Below are 16,233 nucleotides of genomic sequence, written 5' to 3' on the forward strand. Positions count from 1 at the left end.
AAGACTCTGCTAAATTGATCCATTCTGTGTTATAACGCAAAATATGCTTAAGTATCAATTGAAAACTTTTTTCAGCAGATATTACTACTTCGCTGCTATTACACTGCCAGCTGGCTTTCATTTAATTTTTGAATTTCTAGCAATTTGAAACGTTCCTTGGGCAGGCCTATCCGTAGACTTATCGGGTTTATCAAAAAAAGAGTGATTTAAAATGGTACCTGATGTGGGTATTGTTTCAGAAGAGTGGCCATGTGATAAATCAGATGTGGATTTAGGGGTGGTTTTGGAACTAGAAGACGCCATAACATTCAATGCCGCCTGATTATCGTGTTTCTTTGCGATATCAAGCGCTGTTGCACCATTGTCGTTAATGAGTGTTACACTGGCTTTGGCTGCTAAAAGCAGCTTAAATAATGCTGGATTTTTTTGTGTATAAGATGATTTACAGGCCAGCATTAAGGGAGTCATTCCTTTGGAGTTTTGCATATTTACACTAATATTGGCATCGCGAAGCAATAATTGCACAACACTTTCATTGCCGTACCTGCAAGCCACTCCCAGAGGAGAGTCATCATGATTACAAGGTCTGTTGATATCGATTTTTAGAATATTTATTAGTTGATTCATAATGCTCGACCGATTGCAGGCAGCCGCATAAAAAAGTGCATGCTCTAATTCGGATTGGCTGATAACCGGTGATCTATTATGTAATCGTAGTATTTTCCATACTGTACTTCTATCATCATTCTGAACTGCCAGAGCAAGCGCACCATAGCCACGACAATTACTGATTTGGATTCTTTCTGAACTGATAGGATATAAATCATCAATTGTCCGAATTTTCTGTGTTAGATTCCGTTTTCCCGACTTTGCAATGAAAGAGCAGTGAAATACCAAACTCTTACTGGACTCAAAAAGAGATTTATAAAGTATGGGACAGAGCTCCTCGCTGGTTAATAGTTGATAAGGGTATTCTTCACTTTGTTCATATAAGTGATTGATATCCATGAATAACCATGTATTGTCCTTATGCTTTTTAAAACCCACAGTATGTTCTTCACTACTGCAAACCACTGCAACATGACTTTTAGCGGGGAGGATAATATGCAGTTGCTGTAAAAATTCCTTTACGTTTTGAGAGGATGCCAAGCTTATTGTTTTACTAAACAGGTTCTTAACGGTGTTTTGATTTCTGCAGAGATTAAGTTGGATCATCTTGTAGATAATATCAATATTAGATTGCTGAATCACTTGCGCATAAATCTCATGATAATCATCGGGGGATTGAGCAAGGCATATAGCTTCAAGAAAAGGTCTGATTTCATTTCGATTTTGTTCTTTTCTGGATAGAGTTTGACTTGCTCTTATTTTTTCACTAATAGCCTGTAACGTATCGGGTAATGTCCTTTTTTCTCGCTTAATCAGATTGAGCCGATTATAAAATTGATAATCTAATCCAAGCGCTGCTTCTTGAGCCCAGGTTAATGTAAAGCCATGGCAAACACCGTCTTCATGTTTGTAATTAAATTTATCAAAAAGAGTCAATAAATCTTCATGCTCTAAAGCATTCTGTTTTGACAAAACAGGGATTAACCGATTCAACGATATGAGCTTAAGCTGGTGCATTACTACAATCAGTAGAAAGGCTAAGAGAAGCACATAGAGTACATATTCCATTTTACGAATTAGTTATTCCTTTACTAAATCAAATCATAATCCGCAAACGAAAGCAACTTAGATCCCTTGCCCAATATTGTGTAAATAACCAACATTAAAGCTTTTTTAAGTTATAGACAAAAAATGGAAAAAATGATAAGTCGTTCTACAATTAAGGTATCTGGGGCCTGATAATTAATTAGCTCAATACAATTTATTGCGGGTTAGAGAAGCTCCAAATGAGGAAAAGAGTTATGGAGGACATTCATGAGAATTTGGCAATCAATTGTAGTTGCAACTTTTTTGATGTTTCCCTTAAGTCATGCTAATTCACTGACGAATAATATCACTGATTTTTCTGACCTCGTACGTGCTGTTGAGAGTGGTAGTGATGTTCGTGCGATTATTCATTTTGATAACTGTCAGGTTACAGGTCCTGAACTTTCGACTCAAGTAAAAAGAAGATTAAATGGGGCCACAACTCGATTTAATTTTACCCAATTTTTCCATAGTAAAGAGGATATTGATGATCAATTAACCGATACCGTGACTACGTCCATGAAAATTTTTATAAAGAAACCCACAGGAGAATTATTAACATTCTCTGGTCGTTTAAGTGTTTTTGAAGATAACACTGCCACACTGCATGTGGATTTCTTTGATCCCGTTTTGCATAAGCAAAAATTCGTTGTGGATTGGTTTTGCAGGATTAGTAACGGTCACGATAATAATGGTTTAGTGTTATTCAATTTTTCTTAGCATGGTAGGAGCCCATAGCCGTCAAGCTAAGAGATTAAGTGTTTCATTTTATTCAGGTACATGCACATGACATGGAGACGTTTCTTTTTTCTAATCGGATTTTTGTTATCCTATACCACATTAGCTGCTGCATTGGATGTGGAATTAAGTGAAACAAGCCCAGAATCACCTGCACTCTTGCATCAAGATGAAGCACTCTATGTTCTTATTCGTTATAAAAGTGAGCAGCCCTTACGCTTCCAGGCTATAGGGACCTACCTTGGAAAGGAGATCAAGAACTATGCTCGTATGAATCCTTCTCAAGCATACCCGGCGGGAGACGGGGAGGCTATTGCTTGGGTATCTTATTATAAGGCAACAGAAATCGACTCGGTGAAGGTTACTGTATATAATGCCAATTGGCGGGCTTTAGAAACTAAATCTCTTTCGCTTTCAGTGACTTGGCAGGATGATCGCAGCAATGTGACTCATCCAAAAGCGCCTTGGGTCAATGAGCTGAATCAGCAGCAACAGGCCAGCGTGACCGCAATGCAACAACCTCTTTCAACAGGGGATATTTTATTCATACAACTCCTTTATTGGTCCGTTCCTATCTATTGGATTTTGCAGCTCATCGTACTATGGAAATGGTCTGGAACCTGGCAGAAAATCGCTTGTATCCCTCTATTTATTAGTATTCCTTTATTGATTTATACTGTTTTTGCTTTATTTGCAGGCTCTAATTTGTGGCCGTTAATGATGCTTTTTATTACCCCGGTTATTTTGTTAGTCCTATTGATTATTATGATTATGAAAAAAATGAGCGCATCATAAAAAAATCTAAAAACTGCTCGAGCACGCTGACAGCCGGTGTGCCACCAATACGATCATGCGTACTAATTGACATTTGGCGTCGGCGAAATTCACTTTCAGCATATAATTGATCAAACTCATGTTTCAAGGTGCTCAGGAACGCATCGGGTGAAAAATGACGCACTTCGATGAGTACAATGTTATTGCATCGAATGGTATAGGGAACTACTGCAAATGGCTCATCACGACTTAAATCATCAATGTGGTAAAGAAATCCTAACTCTTGCAGTACCGAAATTGTATTGATACTACGGCGCAACCAGTTACAGTTATAGTCTCTTGGGTAACGCCGGTTGCATCATGTACTGCTTTGACACATACTGGCGGTTTTGCTTAGCACTGATATTAACTATTGTCTTCGATTGAATCCTGCTTTTAATTCTCGAAATTCCTCCTTTTGTTTCTGAAAAATGATTTGTTAATCAATTCTTAAGCAGCAATGTTTTATACTGGTGAAAAAGCAAGGGACACACCAAATTCAATCTTTTAGATGTAATAAGATTCATGATGTTTTATTAAAAAACAAAAAATAACATATAATTAAAATATTAACGTTGTCAGTTTTTATCTTTTCTATTCACTGAATAAGCATATCAGTGGGGTTTTGATGATATTCCAATCAAAGAGGAGAAAATACATGGCCTTGTCTAAATTAGAAAGCGAAATTCAAGAAACAATAACTTCTCTTGAAAAAATGAAACCTCCACAAAGGGTAGTACAACAATTCTTTGATTCCTCCGAAAAAAATCCTATCAACAAAATAGGTGCAGATTTGAAGGATAAAAAAGAGATAGGAGAAATGGAGGGTGAGTATACAAAACTAATACGGGCGTTTGGAGAAATCAAGTTACACTTTGAAAATGCCGCAAAAGCAATATTGGAAGGAAATTGCACCGATACATCAAAGGAAAAATTTGAAGAACGAGCCATGCATTATTACACAGCGTTACAGGTTGTTTCTGGATGTCAATTGCATATAGCAGAACAAATGCGCATACAACAGAAAAGGACAATAATGATAAGGGTAGAAACGCTGCATGAAAAACTTAAAAAAGATATTGATTCGTATCACAATACTGTAGAGTCAGTTGCACTGGAAGTAGCAGACCATCAATTAAGAAATATCAATAAAGGAGAGAAAGTAAGCCTTGATGAGGTCATTCCTCATATCAAAGCAGTCTACGATAGAGCATATCATGATGCGCATAATCCGTTTTGGCGATGGATTAAAAATCGGTTTATAAAGAGCGATAGAACCAAAGAAATTGAATTTTTAAATCAAATATCAAAACATCCCCAGTGTAATGAGTCGATTCGACTCCAAGCAATACGTTTAGTTCATGATAAAATTATTAAGACAGAAATGTTTGGTAAAGAAGGTAAGATTTATAAAGGAAGCAAGCTTGGTAAATTATTAGAAAGAGTTATTGAAAATAAAAACGTTGAAAAAGATAAAGATGAGACGTTAGTTGATTTTATTAACAAAAATGATCTGAACGATGCAATTCCAGATGGTTTAAAGGATTATTTAGCAAAAACTTATCTGGAATATGGAAAAAGTATTACTGCTGGAAATCAGTAATAATGTTAGCTCAAACAATCTATTGGTATTAAAGCATCTCCTATTCAAATATCGAATAAGAGATGCTTTAAAATTGAATCCACAAAAATAAACTAGTCCAGGGCTACAAGAAATCTGACTTTATTTTTAAAAAATTGTCTATAATATGATTTGTTTGTTTATATTTCCTGAAAAGTTTATCTAACAAGGAGAAGATCATGAAAGGAATAATGAAAATGATTGTTTTAAGCAGCATGTTTTTGATATCAAGCCAGGTAATGGCTGATAATGCTATTTCTACTCAACCAGAAACTACGAGCCCAACTACTGCTCAGCCAGCAGCAACGACGCATACAGGCATGTGGATATGCACTACCAATGCGAGTAGTCCGACATCAGGTTCGACTGATGAGCAGGCTGATCAGACAATGGCTAAAAACGCAGACAATGGAAATTCTGCATTTGATTTTGCCTTAAAAAATTGCCGTGATTGCACAAAAATTACTTGTGAACTGCAAACAGAACCAGCAGAATAAGGTAATTATTTTGAAATCCGATGCTTTACTCAGCATCGGATTTTTTTAAATTTGTAGTTCAAAGTTTCTACAAAAAAATCACTTCTTATCAATTTATCATTATTAATGCCCATTTCCCTTAGTTATAAGTAAAACCCTCAATTGCATAAAAAACATCTGGAAATTAAGATGAGTTATCCTTGACTTATGGTCATTTGAAGTGTTTGAAAAATTAGTTTCATCAAGTCTTCTTAACTGCTAATAAAGGAATAATGGCAATGTCAGAAAAGATAAAAGGAACTGTATAATGGTTTAACGAACGCAAAGGATTTGGATTTATCCAAAGTGATGGTCAGGATTATTTTGTACATTTCAGCTCCATTCAAGGTGGTTTTAAGACACCCAAAGCAGGAGAGTCCGTTTTATTTAAGCAAGCAAAAGGACAAAAAGGTTTCTTAGCAGAAGAACTAAATCGATGAGGTCAAAGTTTCTGCTTCATTTTCTTCATGCAAATGAGCATCAAACTTTAGTGAAAATTCATGTCTTTGAGAATACTTTTTTAATAGATGAATTACAATTCCATCTATTTGTTCATCTATTGCTTCAAGCAACGGCCCTATGTTTTTATTATCCATAACAACTCCATTTATTAGATTACTCCGATTATTCCTCGAGATATATTACACATATGAAAATATTTCCAGGGTCTTTTTACAATTCTACCCTCTTGGCCAAAATACAGCGAATTGTAAACAGATCCTGTAGAACCTTTTTTTCTAGTTTTCTGAAAAAGACCTTACTGAATTTTTTAATTAGGAATTGGCAATTTTAATTTCCATATACTTTTTTTAACAATCGTGGTCTTACTTATAAAATTAAGGAAAATAGGGATGACATTGATTTCCAATTTCTAATTGGAAATCACTAGCTAATGAAACTTGTTTCATGGTGTGAATGTGCATATGTTGAATTGATGAAAATTCCTGAAAAAAAGTCAGCCAAAATAATCGTTCTTGATAATATAGTTTGCATGTGTATTTGAAATCCTAGTTTAATAGTAGTGATGCGGATTTAATCACAAAGTAATCGTATTAATGATTCTAAAGGATTCTAGGAGGTAGTATAAAACGACAGCGAATCAGGTTACACTTTTGAAAAGTATCATGGAACAGTTAAAGGTAAGGAATGCGTTATATTAGTTTCATCATTGTTTTATTGATGAGCTTCATGAGTGATGAGGCACTCGCAGTTGCTCCCCTTACTTTTAAAGAGGCATTAGAGATTGCCTATCGTAATAATCCTGATTTGCAAGCAGAAGTGGATAAAGCACATGCAATGCGTGGTTATTTTATCCAAAGCGGACTCTACCCCAACCCACAACTGACTTTAACCGCTGAAAATTTTGGCGGCTCAGGCAGCTATTCTAGTTATGAGGCTGCAGAAACCACGGCATCTGTAACTCAGCCTATTCCTTTAGGACATCGTCTTGCTTATCTGAAAAAAGCAACTCATGCAGATTATCTGGCAGCTTTGGCTCAGATTAAAGTTCAAAAAGCAGCACTTTATGTATCGGTTGGTGTGGCCTATGTTGATGCTTTATACGTAGGTCAATGGCATCAAGTGACTAAAAAGTTAATCCATCTGAATGAAAATATTGTCGCAGCGATCGAACGGAGGGTAAAAGCTGGGGTGGGTACGGAATTGGATTTACGATTAGCGCAAGGACGTTTAGGTGAAGCGCGTATTCAAGAACAAAAAGCGATGCGCGATGCGCTTTCTCAACGAGCAAAGCTTGCTCGTTTATTAGGTGATGGATTAAGAATCGATAGGCCTTTGGTGGATAAAGGTTTACCTGATGTCGTATTAGATTGGTCATTCCTCTTGAAAAAATTGCCTCAAAGTCCGCAATTAATGCAAATGCAACTGCAACTTCGAGCAAAGCGGGCAACGATTACCGCAGTTAAAAAATCAGTTTGGCCTGATTTAAATATTCAACTGGGAGGGCGCCATTTTTCCGATGATGGAAGCAATGCAGCAGTAATTTCTGCTTTTGCGCAAGCTCCTGTTTTTGATCGAAATCAGGGAAAGATACTGACCGCAGAGGCGCAATTTACACAAACAGCGCATGCATACCAAGGAACGAGGCTTGATGTACGGCAAAATGTCTATAATGTTTTTTTACAAGCGCAACAAAGTCAGTACGAAGCCAATTTAGTTACTGAATCACTTTTACCTTTAGCCCGTAAATCAATAAAACTTGCGGAAGATGGATACCAAATGGGACGATACACTTATATTGAGTTATCTCTTGCCTTAAATACATTGTATGAAGAGGAACGGCACTATCAACAAGCTCATGCAGATTATCACAAAGCATTAATTCAGCTTACCGGGCTTTTAGGACTTCGTCCCACTAAGGAGAGTAAATGAAATTTCCAAGGCCATGGGTTTCTTTTCTATTATTATTTATTCTTTTATTTGGTTTTAGTTTGATTTTCTGGGCTGGTAAGAATCCGCATGCGACTGATGATGGAGGTTACCAAGAGACTTTAGAAAAAGGGCCCCACGGCGGTCGTTTATTTAAGAAAGGTGGCCTGAGTCTTGAGCTTTTAATATTTGAACGTGCAATGCCTCCCCATTTCCGTGCTTATTTTTATGAGAATGGGAAGATTATTTCTCCAGATAAAGTGCAGTTAACTCTTTTATTAACACGACTCAATAATAAAAAAGAGATGATTTCCTTTATTCCCGCCAAACATTTTTTGCAGAGTAATGAAGTGATTAAAGAGCCTCACTCTTTTGATGTTACCGTTCAATTAGGGTACTTAGGAAAGCAGATGCATTGGCATTATGCTTCGTACGAGGGGCGAGTTCAAATTAGCACAACAGTACTTAATGCTGCAAAGATACACACTGCAATAGCGCAAAGTCATGAGATCAAGACTCAATTAAACGTAGTAGGAAAAATTCTTCCTAACCACGATACAATGGCACCGATTTATGCACGTTATCCTGGCATCATTAAGTCCTTGACTAAAAATCTTGGTGAGGAGATCACGAAAGGAGAAGTATTAGCCACGGTAGAAAGTAATGAAAGTTTACAAAACTACACGATTACCACACCGATTACCGGAACTATTGTGCAAAAAAATGCTACGAATGGTGAATTGACGCAAAGTACCAAACCGATTTACGAAGTAGCGAACTTAGCGAACGTATGGGCAGATTTTACCTTGTATCGTAAAGATGCTCCTCTTGTAAAACAAGGAATGGAAGTCATTGTAACAGGGGATGAAGGAAAACCTAAATCCTTGAGTACCATTTCTTATATCTCTTCTTTAGGCATTGAAGACAGTCAGACTAATTTAGCCCGCGCCATTCTTCCTAATGAAGAGCGCTCCTGGTTGCCAGGTATGTACATCAATGGAGCAATCATTATCAATAAGAAAATGGCTCCTGTCACTGTTCTTCTGTCTGCAATCCAGAAAATGAATAAAAAAGATGTGGTTTTTGTTCAGCAAGGGGATTCTTTTGAGGCAACTCCTGTGCTTTTAGGGGAGAAGGACGATCAGTGGGTAGAGGTGATTTCGGGACTTGATGCAGGACAACGCTATGTCAGTAAAAACAGTTTCTATATCAAAGCAGAACTGGGGAAGGAAGGCGCAAGTCATGAGGATTAAGGACAAAGATGCTTGAAAAAATTATACGCTTCTCTTTAAAACATCGTTGGTTTGTCCTTTTATTCACGCTGATTATCGCAGTGCTTGGTGTATATAATTTTCAGCGCCTCCCAATTGATGCTGTACCAGATATTACGAATGTCCAAGTGCAAATTAATACTCAAGCTTCAGGGTATTCTCCTTTTGAGGTAGAACAGCGAATTACTTTTCCCGTTGAATTGGCAATGAGTGGTTTGCCAAATTTAGATTATACCCGTTCTTTATCACGTTATGGGTTATCCCAAGTTACCGTAGTGTTTAAAGATGGGACGAATATTTATTTTGCACGTCAGTTGATTAATGAACGTTTACAAGAGGTTAAAAATAAACTCCCTGCAGAGGCAGAAATGACATTAGGACCTATTTCTACAGGACTTGGTGAGATATTCATGTACGTTGTGAAGAATAAGCTGGATGTTCCTGTGACACAACGCTATAACTCTACAGAACTTCGTACGCTTCAAGATTGGATCATTAAACCGCAATTACGTAATGAAGAGGGAGTAGCGGAGGTCAATACGATAGGGGGTTATGAAAAACAATTTCATATTACACCTGATCCAAGCAAATTGGTTCGCTATGGTTTGAGTTTAAATAATGTAGTTGAGGCTTTGCAGCGCAACAATAATAATGTGGGAGCAGGATATATTGAGCACAATGGCGAGCAAAATCTCATACGTGTTCCAGGGCGAGTACACAATATAGCGGATATTGAAAATATTGTCATTGCCAGTTTTGAAGGCACTCCTGTTCATATCCGTGATGTGGCGGAAGTAGCATTAGGGAAAGAGTTGCGTACAGGGGCTGCTACTGAAAACGGTAAGGAAATAGTTTTAGGTACAGTGTTCATGCTAATGGGGGAAAACAGTCGCACTGTATCTGAGCGTGTTGCTGCTAAAATGAAGGAAATTAATAAATCTCTTCCTGAGGGGGTTGAGGCCGTTACGGTTTACAACCGAACCGCGCTCGTTCATGCCACCATTAACACTGTCACGAACAATTTACTTGAAGGCGCTTTGCTCGTTTGCGTTATCCTATTTTTATTTTTGGGAAACATTCGAGCAGCTTTGATTACTGCTATGGTTATTCCTTTATCGATGCTGCTCACTATTACGGGGATGGTCAGTAATCAAATCAGCGCTAATCTGATGAGTTTAGGGGCGCTTGATTTTGGTTTGATTGTTGATGGTGCTGTAATTATTGTTGAAAATTGTATAAAACATTTAGGTCAGCAACAGCACGAATTACAGCGTATTTTAACCCATGAAGAACGTTTAAAAGTTATTACCTATGCTGCGACCGAAGTTATCAGACCCAGTATTTTTGGCGTGTTCATTATTACTGTTGTTTATCTTCCGATTTTAACCTTAACCGGTGTGGAAGGGAAAATGTTTTTGCCTATGGCTGAAACGGTAATTATTGCCCTAATGGCTTCGATGTTATTCGCTCTAACTTTTGTACCGGCTGCAGTGGCTATCTTTCTAAGAGGTCGGATTCAAGAGAAAGAAAATAGGTTAGTGCATAGTATTTCATTAGGATATGCACGAGTTTTGCGTCATTGTTTTCATGCTCGATATGGGATAATTTGTGCGGCAGCAGTTTTGGTGCTCATCAGTCTTCTGATTGCTTTTCGATTAGGTGGTGAATTTATTCCAAACCTTGATGAGGGTGATATTGCTATGCATGCTATGCGTATCCCGGGAACCAGTCTAACGCAGGCGATTGCTATGCAAGTTTTAGTCGAACAAAGAATCAGAAAGTTTCCTGAAGTGAGCGTCGTTTTTTCCAAGTTAGGTACGGCTGAAGTGGCTACTGATCCTATGCCGCCGAATGTGGCTGATACGTTTATTATGCTTAGACCACGGAAGGAATGGCCTAATCCTAAAAAAACCAAACCAGAGCTTATGCAAGAAATCGAGCAGGCTGTAACAAAGATTCCAGGAAATAATTATGAATTTACCCAACCAATTCAAATGCGTTTTAATGAATTAATTTCAGGAGTTCGCAGCGATGTAGCGGTGAAGGTATTTGGAGATGATATGAATACCTTAAGAGAAATTGCTGAATCAATCAGCACGCAACTTAAAGAGGTGCCAGGTGCTGCTGATGTGAAGGTAGAGCAGGTGAGCGGTTTGCCTCTGCTTACCATTGAAATAAATCGAGATACACTCGCTCGTTATGGCTTGCAAGCAGGTGCAGTTCAAGATGCTATTGTTATTGCAACAGGAGGCAAGAAAGGAGGAGCGCTTTTTGAAGGAGATAAACGATTTGATTTAATTGTGCGCTTACCAGAATCTTTGCGTTCAAGCCCAGATGTATTAAGAAATGTGTTTGTTCCCTTACCGCCGGCAAAGGATGGAGAACTCCATTTCATCCCATTGAGTGAAGTAGCTGAAACGATTCGAAGTGAAAGTCCGAACCAAATTAGTCGTGAAAGTGGCAAGCGTCGTGTGGTGGTTAGTGCAAATGTGAGAAATCGAGACTTAAATTCGTTTGTTAATGAAGCCAAAGAACGCATTGAACAAAATGTTAAATTACCTAGTGGCTATTGGATTACTTGGGGAGGCCAGTTTGAACAATTGCAATCTGCATCGCAACGCTTACAAATTGTGGTACCTGTTACCTTATTAGGCATTTTTTTATTACTCTTTATGAGTTTAGGTAATATCCGTGATGCACTTTTGGTTTTTTCTGGTATTCCTCTTGCGCTAACTGGCGGCGTATTTGCTTTGTACCTGCGCGGTATTCCATTGTCCATTTCTGCAGGGGTGGGGTTCATTGCTTTATCGGGGGTGGCGGTTTTAAATGGTCTGGTGATGATTACCTTTATCAATAAGTTATACGAGCAGAAAAAATTCTATTTAAAAGATGCAGTATTACACGGTTCTTTGGCAAGACTTAGACCCGTGCTGATGACCGCATTGGTTGCTTCTTTGGGGTTTGTGCCTATGGCATTGGCAACAGGCACTGGTTCAGAGGTGCAAAGACCTTTAGCCACTGTAGTTATTGGTGGAATTATTTCTTCTACTTTTTTAACATTGCTGGTTTTACCAGGTTTATACTTTATATTTCATCAACGAGGAAAAAAATAAACTAAACCCAACCGTGTAGCTTTTTAGTATGTTCCAGATTGCAGCTTTTAATTGATTCAGTCTTTGCTGTATTATCATGCATTGTATTTGCTATTTTTTTCAGGTAATTTGATATACAAAACAGATTCTTACCTATGGAATGGATTATGGCCAACATAATTATTTTGGCAATTCGTAATTTTACATTGACCTGCTTTATTTTAGGATTATTGTTTTCTTTTATAGAATGGTTGGTGCGCTCAAGACCGATAAAAAAAGCCAAGATTATTGAAATTCTATTTTCCTGGTTTTTATTATTTAATATTGGTGTGGCCTATTTATTTAATTTTGTAATGCATGTCTTCTTCGGTGATTTTACAGCACAATTTATAGGCTGGCCACAAAGCCCGTTTCAAATGGAGGTTGGATTTGCAAGTTTGGGAGTTGCTGTGAATGGGATAATTAGTTTTAGAAGCAAAATTGCTTTTCGTGCGGCAACGATTATCGTTCCTGCCATGTTTTTGTGGGGGGCTGCGGGCGTTCATCTTTACCAAATGATCGCTACCCATAATTTCGAACCAGGCAATGCGGGTACCGTATTTTGGACTGATATTCTAATACCCGCGATTGCTTTTCTATTACTCTGGTTACATTATCGAAACCCGCTTGTCCGATAGGTGCGTGGATTTAGGTAGACACTCTTCATATTATCTTTTTCCATGAGATGCGTTCATTTGACAAAGTGGCTTTTTATATACCAAAATTTATAGATACCCATAGTATTATATGGAGGTGTATTATGAGCAAAGTAACTCAATTTAAGAAAGGATCTCCTTCTAAAGGATCTTTCATTCAAATTAATCGTTCGCAAAATCCTTTTTTAAGTCTGCAAAATGAAGTAGATAGATTATTTAGAGACTTTAATGAGTTTTTACCTACATCTAAATTCAATTTAGGGCAATTTGAAAAGCTGGATCTTTCTCCTTCAATGGATGTTGTTGAGGATAAAGAGCATTTTTGTGTTCAGTTAGAAATGCCTGGCATGGATGAAAAAGATGTTAAAGTGTCTATAGCTGACAATGTACTCACTATTCGTGGTGAAAAGTCCAGTGCAAAAAAAAATGAAGGTAAAAAATTTATTTCTCGAGAAATTAGCTATGGAAAATATGAACGTTCTATTTCTTTACCTTCAACCGTTGATCTCGCTAAAGCAAAAGCAACATTTAAAAAAGGAATGCTTTGGGTTGATTTACCTAAAAAAATAGAATCCAAATCAGGTGTGCGATCAATAAAAGTTGAACAAGCCAAATAGTTCTAAATAGCCTCATAGCTAAAACTATGGGGCATTATCTAAGGCTTCACACATTTATCCAAAAAATACGAACTAAAACGTACAAAATGGTTATGCCTAAAATAGGGATAACAAGAAAGGCAAGAAAGTTATAAAATCCTATCTATTTTCTAGCGAAGCATTATAAAACTCTTTGGGATCCTGTGTTTTAGTGCAGATCTTTTGGATCCCGGACAAGCCTGCGGGACGTCGGAGTAGAGCTGGCCTGGTTTTTCAGCGCTGTATAACCTGGGTTACGCGGATGTTACACTCAGGATAGACAATTGAACGCTTTATAACGTTACAAGCCGAGATTTAAAGTTTAAAAAGTCGATATCCCCAAGATCAGCATCAAATTTTGCACTTGCTTGCACCAAGGTATCCGTAGTAATGGCTTCCATAATGTCGATTAAAGGGGTTTCTTTATAGCGTCTCATGGATTTAACGTGTTTTTCCAAACTCTGTCCAGCAACTGTTTGAGGATTAGTATGATTCAATTGAAATTGCCCTAGTCCGATTTCACTGGTTACTTTATCCAGTGTTTGTTGATATGAATCGGCTATACCCGATTTGATCGCTTGTACTACTGAGTCAACAGAAGTTCCTTGCTTTAGTAACTGAGCACATATATCCGCCAATTTATTGATTTCATTGATATAACTTTGTTGATTGCGTAGCATTAATATTTTCATGGCAGAGGCAGCTGTGGAGCTGACTTGGGGAATATCTGCAGCTTCTGCTTCCTCTGCAAATAAAGCATCTAAAGAAAACACAGGTTGATTGGTTACATCAATTTTTTTTTGCACAGTGGCCTCCAAAAATAGGATTAAATGGATAGTTTGCTTTAAAATTCCCTTGAACAAAAATAATTGACCATTATGTGATTATTTTAATCAATTGTAAAGGTTTTTTCAAAATTAAAGAGGAGAGAAACCAACTGCAATATGCTTCACTCCATGTGGTATAATTAGATTATTTCTATTGTTTTCCGAGCGAGTAGTTAAATTGATTCCTAATCGTATCGATCTTCGTTCTTATCATACCGAAAGTTGCAGTCATGTTCATGACTTTGCGCAATTGGTTTTACCTCTCGCAGGCTCCATGGAATTAGAATCAGGTCTTTATTCGGGTGTTGTTGATAAGCATGTAGGTGTATTTATTGCATCTAATGAACGTCATTGTTTTGCAGGAAGTCAGGAAAATCTTTTTTTAGTGATTGATATGACCGCCCAAAATCATCTAGTTGAAGATCGCAGATCACATGCTTTTAATTTAACGGCGAGCGTTAAAAAACTTTTACATTTTACACATCATTATCTAGCAGCTAAAGAAGGAGATCTCTTCACTGATTCTTTAATTAATCAATTAATTATTCATTTTGCTGCAAAATCTTTTTCGCCGGAGTTGGATCCAATAGCAATTAAGGCAAAAAACTGGATTGATTTGTATTTTGCGGGTGCTGTAGATGTAAGTAAAGTTGCACAACACTGTCATTTGAGCGTAAGTCAATTACAACGTCGATTCAAACACGCTTTGGGGTGTAGCATGGCCGAGTATTGGCGATTTAAAAAATTACACAGGGCTAAGCAACTGCTGTCTTCAAAAAATCGTTCAATTGAAGCTATAGCTTTTGCAGTGGGTTATGAAAATTTACCTGCATTTAGTCGACGATTTAGCAAAGTATTTGGTGAGTCGCCTTCTCAATGGAGAGCAAAAGCGTTATCAGCAAATAAAATACGTGAAATAGATAACTGATACTGATTTTAAAATTGATACACTACTGATTCGTTTTTCGATTTAGAGAAGTGATTTATAATGAAAAAATCCAACACTTATTTTCTGCATGGCATGCTTTTTCTTATCCTCGCGCAAATTATGGTAGGAGTGAATATTGTTTTTTCCAAGTATGTGCTTTCCTCAATTCCTGTCCTGTTTCTATTAACGCTTCGGTTTACTTTGGCTGCCCTCATTTTATTACCCTTACATTGGCTCACACCTGCCAAAAGCAAATCGGTTAGTTATTATTTTTCACAACTAAAGCAAAAAGATTGGCTTTTTATTGGTGCTCAGGCAATCTCTGCAGGAGTGTTGTTTAATTTCCTTATTTTATGGGGATTAAATTACACTGATGCTAATGTAGCTGGCATTATTACCAGTGCTTTACCTGCAATCATCGCGATGATGTCCTGGATTATTCTTGGTGAAAAAATTTCAGGCAAAAAAGCCATTTGTGTGGGTTTTGCTACGCTGGGATTAATTGTTATCGCATGCGATAGGCTCGGCGGCTCACAAGTGAGCCATTCATTTTGGGGGGATGTGCTTGTTTTAATTTCCCTTTTACCCGAAGCAACTTATTATATTTTAAGTAAAATGCATACAAATTCGCTTCCAGTATTTCTCATTTCTTCTTTACTCAATGCGATTAATGCTATTTTATTATTACTACTTAGCCTGATCTTTAGCGCCTGGAAAGGTTTAACCACCTCGCCTTTAGATTGGCTTATTTTGATCATTTTAGGTTTGAGCTCGGGTCTTTTTTATGTTTTTTGGAATTCTGGATGTCAAAAAGTGGATGGTGTAATGGCTTCATTATCAACCGCTGTGATGCCATTAGCTACAGTACTCATAGCATGGATGTTGCTTGGCGAACGTTTAACGTTAGGACAAACTATAGGTATGGGAATGGTTATTCTCTCTATCGCTGTATATGCTAAGCGGTAGATATCATCATTTTAATGAGTCATTAGAGTGATAACGTCAAAAAAATGGC

At 37.4% G+C, this 16,233-nt stretch carries 15 protein-coding genes and 1 pseudogene; 12 read left to right on the forward strand and 4 right to left on the reverse strand.

The features are described 5' to 3' along the window. Nucleotides 1-117: 117 nt before the first annotated feature. On the reverse strand, nucleotides 118-1,626 hold the full coding sequence (gene ankG / locus Ltuc_RS02300) for a Dot/Icm T4SS effector AnkG/AnkZ/LegA7 (protein ID WP_238584053.1): 1,509 nt from the start codon (nucleotides 1,624-1,626) through the stop codon (nucleotides 118-120). Between the two features lie 297 nt (nucleotides 1,627-1,923). On the opposite strand from ankG, the gene Ltuc_RS02305 reads away from it, so the two are divergent. Beyond that, entirely contained in the window at nucleotides 1,924-2,415 is a 492-nt protein-coding gene (locus Ltuc_RS02305; RefSeq protein ID WP_058519744.1) for a hypothetical protein, read from the forward strand. A gap of 66 nt (nucleotides 2,416-2,481) precedes the next feature. Then, nucleotides 2,482-3,228, forward strand: coding sequence for a hypothetical protein (locus Ltuc_RS02310; protein WP_133138242.1), 747 nt, complete (start codon nucleotides 2,482-2,484; stop codon nucleotides 3,226-3,228). Here the strand turns inward: Ltuc_RS02310 and Ltuc_RS02315 are convergent. Next, a complete protein-coding gene (locus Ltuc_RS02315) occupies nucleotides 3,203-3,526 on the reverse strand; it encodes a polysaccharide deacetylase family protein (protein ID WP_058519746.1) in 324 nt (107 codons plus the stop codon). The two genes, Ltuc_RS02310 and Ltuc_RS02315, sit on opposite strands and share 26 nt — an antisense overlap. A 384-nt stretch (nucleotides 3,527-3,910) precedes the next feature. Between Ltuc_RS02315 and Ltuc_RS02320 the strand changes: the two genes are divergently transcribed. The 3 genes and pseudogenes from Ltuc_RS02320 (at nucleotide 3,911) to Ltuc_RS14885 (ending at nucleotide 5,822) form a co-directional block, all read left to right on the forward strand. Continuing rightward, nucleotides 3,911-4,849, forward strand: coding sequence for a hypothetical protein (locus Ltuc_RS02320; RefSeq protein WP_133138243.1), 939 nt, complete (start codon nucleotides 3,911-3,913; stop codon nucleotides 4,847-4,849). Nucleotides 4,850-5,046: 197 nt separating this feature from the next. After that, on the forward strand, nucleotides 5,047-5,364 hold the full coding sequence (locus Ltuc_RS02325; RefSeq protein ID WP_058519748.1) for a hypothetical protein: 318 nt from the start codon (nucleotides 5,047-5,049) through the stop codon (nucleotides 5,362-5,364). 257 nt (nucleotides 5,365-5,621) lie between these two features. Beyond that, nucleotides 5,622-5,822, forward strand: a pseudogene (locus Ltuc_RS14885) (cold shock domain-containing protein). On the opposite strand, the gene Ltuc_RS15490 reads toward Ltuc_RS14885, so the two are convergent. Beyond that, the gene (locus Ltuc_RS15490) at nucleotides 5,811-5,978 is read right to left on the reverse strand and encodes a hypothetical protein (RefSeq protein WP_165480979.1); all 168 of its coding nucleotides are present in this window, start codon (nucleotides 5,976-5,978) and stop codon (nucleotides 5,811-5,813) included. The pseudogene Ltuc_RS14885 and the gene Ltuc_RS15490 sit on opposite strands and share 12 nt — an antisense overlap. Before the next feature lie 550 nt (nucleotides 5,979-6,528). Between Ltuc_RS15490 and Ltuc_RS02330 the strand changes: the two genes are divergently transcribed. From Ltuc_RS02330 to Ltuc_RS02350, 5 genes are all read left to right on the forward strand, one after another. Then, the gene (locus Ltuc_RS02330) at nucleotides 6,529-7,773 is read left to right on the forward strand and encodes a TolC family protein (protein ID WP_058519749.1); all 1,245 of its coding nucleotides are present in this window, start codon (nucleotides 6,529-6,531) and stop codon (nucleotides 7,771-7,773) included. Beyond that, complete coding sequence (locus Ltuc_RS02335; protein WP_058519750.1) at nucleotides 7,770-9,023, forward strand: efflux RND transporter periplasmic adaptor subunit; 1,254 nt, start codon at nucleotides 7,770-7,772, stop codon at nucleotides 9,021-9,023. Before Ltuc_RS02330 ends, Ltuc_RS02335 begins: the two co-directional genes overlap by 4 nt. 8 nt (nucleotides 9,024-9,031) lie before the next feature. Continuing rightward, a complete protein-coding gene (locus tag Ltuc_RS02340; RefSeq protein ID WP_058519751.1) occupies nucleotides 9,032-12,154 on the forward strand; it encodes a CusA/CzcA family heavy metal efflux RND transporter in 3,123 nt (1,040 codons plus the stop codon). A 146-nt stretch (nucleotides 12,155-12,300) separates the two neighbouring features. Next, nucleotides 12,301-12,810, forward strand: coding sequence for a DUF6790 family protein (locus tag Ltuc_RS02345; RefSeq protein WP_058519752.1), 510 nt, complete (start codon nucleotides 12,301-12,303; stop codon nucleotides 12,808-12,810). 122 nt (nucleotides 12,811-12,932) lie between these two features. Next, nucleotides 12,933-13,445 (forward strand): Hsp20/alpha crystallin family protein, encoded by a 513-nt coding sequence (locus Ltuc_RS02350; protein WP_058519753.1) that lies wholly within the window; start codon nucleotides 12,933-12,935, stop codon nucleotides 13,443-13,445. A 311-nt stretch (nucleotides 13,446-13,756) separates the two neighbouring features. Here the strand turns inward: Ltuc_RS02350 and Ltuc_RS02355 are convergent, their stop codons facing one another. Continuing rightward, nucleotides 13,757-14,269 carry a hypothetical protein gene (locus Ltuc_RS02355; RefSeq protein ID WP_058519754.1) on the reverse strand — a complete coding sequence of 171 codons (513 nt, stop codon included), beginning with the start codon at nucleotides 14,267-14,269 and terminating at the stop codon, nucleotides 13,757-13,759. Between the two features lie 199 nt (nucleotides 14,270-14,468). On the opposite strand from Ltuc_RS02355, the gene Ltuc_RS02360 reads away from it, so the two are divergent. Both Ltuc_RS02360 and Ltuc_RS02365 read left to right on the forward strand, forming a co-directional pair. Beyond that, on the forward strand, nucleotides 14,469-15,218 hold the full coding sequence (locus tag Ltuc_RS02360) for a helix-turn-helix domain-containing protein (RefSeq protein WP_058521570.1): 750 nt from the start codon (nucleotides 14,469-14,471) through the stop codon (nucleotides 15,216-15,218). A gap of 60 nt (nucleotides 15,219-15,278) precedes the next feature. Then, complete coding sequence (locus Ltuc_RS02365; protein ID WP_058519755.1) at nucleotides 15,279-16,184, forward strand: DMT family transporter; 906 nt, start codon at nucleotides 15,279-15,281, stop codon at nucleotides 16,182-16,184. Nucleotides 16,185-16,233 lie beyond the last annotated feature (49 nt).

The sequence above is a fragment of the Legionella tucsonensis genome, assembly GCF_001468035.1.
Classification (GTDB): domain Bacteria; phylum Pseudomonadota; class Gammaproteobacteria; order Legionellales; family Legionellaceae; genus Legionella; species Legionella tucsonensis.

Excerpts from the sequence above, each read along its gene's own strand:
- ankG (WP_238584053.1), bottom strand. The coding sequence starts at position 1,626 with ATGCACCAGCTTAAGCTCATATCGTTGAATCGGTTAATCCCTGTTTTG.
- Ltuc_RS02305 (WP_058519744.1), top strand. The coding sequence starts at position 1,924 with ATGAGAATTTGGCAATCAATTGTAGTTGCAACTTTTTTGATGTTTCCC.
- Ltuc_RS02310 (WP_133138242.1), top strand. The coding sequence starts at position 2,482 with ATGACATGGAGACGTTTCTTTTTTCTAATCGGATTTTTGTTATCCTAT.
- Ltuc_RS02325 (WP_058519748.1), top strand. The coding sequence starts at position 5,047 with ATGAAAGGAATAATGAAAATGATTGTTTTAAGCAGCATGTTTTTGATA.
- Ltuc_RS15490 (WP_165480979.1), bottom strand. The coding sequence starts at position 5,978 with ATGGATAATAAAAACATAGGGCCGTTGCTTGAAGCAATAGATGAACAA.
- Ltuc_RS02330 (WP_058519749.1), top strand. The coding sequence starts at position 6,529 with ATGCGTTATATTAGTTTCATCATTGTTTTATTGATGAGCTTCATGAGT.
- Ltuc_RS02335 (WP_058519750.1), top strand. The coding sequence starts at position 7,770 with ATGAAATTTCCAAGGCCATGGGTTTCTTTTCTATTATTATTTATTCTT.
- Ltuc_RS02340 (WP_058519751.1), top strand. The coding sequence starts at position 9,032 with ATGCTTGAAAAAATTATACGCTTCTCTTTAAAACATCGTTGGTTTGTC.
- Ltuc_RS02345 (WP_058519752.1), top strand. The coding sequence starts at position 12,301 with ATGGCCAACATAATTATTTTGGCAATTCGTAATTTTACATTGACCTGC.
- Ltuc_RS02350 (WP_058519753.1), top strand. The coding sequence starts at position 12,933 with ATGAGCAAAGTAACTCAATTTAAGAAAGGATCTCCTTCTAAAGGATCT.
- Ltuc_RS02365 (WP_058519755.1), top strand. The coding sequence starts at position 15,279 with ATGAAAAAATCCAACACTTATTTTCTGCATGGCATGCTTTTTCTTATC.